Origin of the sequence: Actinomadura sp. KC216 (genome assembly GCF_004348535.1) — a bacterium.
Lineage (GTDB): Bacteria > Actinomycetota > Actinomycetes > Streptosporangiales > Streptosporangiaceae > Spirillospora.
Genome location: NZ_SMJX01000554.1, coordinates 1 through 2,627, shown reverse-complemented (window position 1 = coordinate 2,627; position 2,627 = coordinate 1). Strand labels below are relative to the sequence as shown.

Genomic DNA, 2,627 nt, shown 5'->3' with positions numbered 1-2,627 from the left:
CTACCTGGCCGCCCAACAGCCCACCCAACAGCCCACCCAACAGCCCGCCCAACGGCCCGAACAGCGTCCGGAGGAGCCTGCCGGCCAGACCCGCCGTGTCCGCAGGCTGGCCGGGGAGGTCGCCGAGGCGCACCACCTGGCCGAGCTGCAGGACGACGACACCCCGCTGGTGCTGGACTCGGACCGGGTTCGCAAGCGCCGCAAGAAGGCGTATGAGGCGTCCCGGCTTCACCAGCTCGGGCAGGACCCGGCGATGCGGGCATGGCAGGCCGCTCGGATGCGCCGCCTGCTGGTGACCGCGGGCATGGTGGCGCTGACACTGGCGCTGGCCTGGTCAACCGCCGGGGTCCAAGCGTTCGCCGCCGGTGACGCCAAGGCGTGGACGCCCGGATGGGTGTTCGCGTGGCTGGTCGAGCCGTTCATGTCGCTGGCGCTGCTGACCGTGGTGGGCGCCAAGGCCTACCTGGGCACCCGCGGGCAGCCGATCAAGTCGAGCAAGCTCGACCGGATCGAGTACGGGTTCCTGGGCCTGACACTGACCATGAACGCCTGGCCCTACCTGCCCGGCGTCGCCGACACCTTCGAGGTGTCCCGGCTGGTGCTGCACATCCTCGGTCCGATCGTGGCGGTGGCGGTGGTGACCGCGCTGCCGATCATCCTGGAGGCGTTCGCCCGCCTGGACCACCGCCCCGCCGGTGCCGCAGGGGTTACCGGGCCCCTTACTGCCCCTACGTACAGCGCAAACGCCGGTGCCGACCGGCCCGCCGGTAACCCCCCGGGCAACGGTGTGGACCGGGTGGACGTGGCCGCGTTGACCGACCGCGCCCGGCTGCTGATCGCCTCGGGTGATCTGCCCGCCGCGCCGTCGGCCAACGCTCTGCGTCAAGCCCTGCGGTGCGGGATGGACACCGCCCGCCACGTCCGCGACGAACTACGCGGGGGCGGTTGAGATGACTGAGCCGGACCGCCAAGACGCGCCGGTGCGGGTGACTCCGCCGCCGAGTTTCGGTGCCGCCTCCTCCTCCCCCGTGCGGTGGGAGGAGGAGGCGGCCGACCCGCTGGCGGCGTGGGTGCGCTGGCACCTGGTGGAGCTGGCCGGTGTGGGTGTGCCGCTGGGCCTGGCCGTGGCCACCTCGTGGTGGTTCGTGCTGCTGGCCGCCGGTGTTGCCGGTGTGTGGGCGGCGCAGGAGACCCGCCAGGCCCACCGGCACCGCCAGTTGAACACGGCCGCGCCTACGGCCATCGACGCACGTGAGGAGACCGAATAATGGGCGACACCAGCAAGGCCAGCGAGCTTGCCACCGTGGTGCGGCTGCCCGTTGACCAGCACGAACAGCCCCACAAGCCCGGGAAATCCGGGCAGGCCGGGGAAGCCGAGGCGGTGTCGGGGCGGGTGCTGACCGCAGCCGAGTACGCGCGGATGTTCAGCCAGCGTGAGCAGGCGTTCGCGCGGTGGCGCGGCTACCGCTCCGACGCGCGGTGGCTGGCGGGCGCGGTGCGGCGGCTGGGTGGTGATGAGCGGACCCGGACCGCGGCGCGGTTCATCGTGCGGCATGCGGTGTTCGTGCCGGTCGGGGCGGGTGTGGTGGCCCGGCGGGTGTGGGAGGCCAAGACCAACTCCCGCTACGAGCGGATGATGCGCGCGGCCGAGGCCGCCGGTGATTTCGAGGCCGTCAGGGAGTGGGAGGCGCGGTCGGTGGCCGAACGGCAGCGCCGCCACCAGCGGGTGATGGACTGGATCACCCACCCCGTCCAGATCGCCAAGACCGCCGCCGTCAGCGTCGCCACCGGCGTCGGGGGGCTGCTGGGGCTGGGTGTGGTGATGGCGGTGGCCGAAGACAACGCCGCGCTGGTCAACGACCCGCTGATGGGCGCCGTCGCCGTGGTGCACGGCACCGCCGTCGCGGTGGAAACCGCATGGGGACCCGCCCTGGCGGCGGCGCCGTGGCTGACGGTGGCGTGGCTGTGGAACGAGGGACGGCGCCGCGGACCGGTCCTGTCGTGGCTGGCCCCCGAGCAGGACACCGCCGGTGAGCCGGTCACCCCGGGGCGGGTGGTGCTGGCGCTGCGGGACCTGGGCATCCCCGCGCTGCGCAAGGCCATCACCGACGCCGGAGAGGCCGCCGCCTCCTGGCTGTCGGTGATCCGGATCGCCGGGTGCGGAGTCGAAGTCGATGTCACGTTGCCGTCCGGGGTGTCGACCGCGGAGGTCAAGGCCAAGCGCCGCAAGCTGGCCGAGAACCTGGACCGCCACGAACACGAACTGCACATCACCATCCCCCCGGCCGCCCGGACCGTGCGCCTGTGGGTGGCTGACTCCGGCGCGCTGGATGAGCCGATCGGCCCCTCCCCGCTGGTCACCGATCAGACACTGACCGCCGACATCCACTCCGGCCGGGCGCCGTGGGGTCAGGACCTGCGCGGGGACGCGGTCACGCTCCCGCTGTGGCAGCGGCACCTACTGGTCACGGGCCTGTCCAACCAGGGCAAGACCGCCGCACTGCGCGCCCTGGCACTGTGGGCGGCGCTGGACCGGTCGGTGGAGTTCCGCATCGCCGACCTCAAGGGCGTCGGGGACTGGCGGATGTTCGAGGGCATCGCCACCACCCTCATCCAGGGCCCGACCG

At 73.0% G+C, this 2,627-nt stretch carries 3 protein-coding genes; all 3 read left to right on the top strand.

All coding sequences use genetic code 11. The features are described from left to right. The coding region (locus E1264_RS44295; protein WP_165964660.1) for a conjugal transfer protein TraI at positions 1 to 949 on the top strand (949 nt) is incomplete at its 5' end. A 1-nt stretch (position 950) separates the two neighbouring features. Then, positions 951 to 1,268, top strand: a complete 318-nt coding sequence (locus E1264_RS41840) for a hypothetical protein (RefSeq protein WP_132183013.1) — start codon at positions 951 to 953, stop codon at positions 1,266 to 1,268. Continuing rightward, on the top strand, positions 1,268 to 2,627 hold a 1,360-nt coding region (locus E1264_RS41835), incomplete at its 3' end, for a hypothetical protein (RefSeq protein ID WP_207936978.1). The genes E1264_RS41840 and E1264_RS41835, both read left to right, overlap by 1 nt.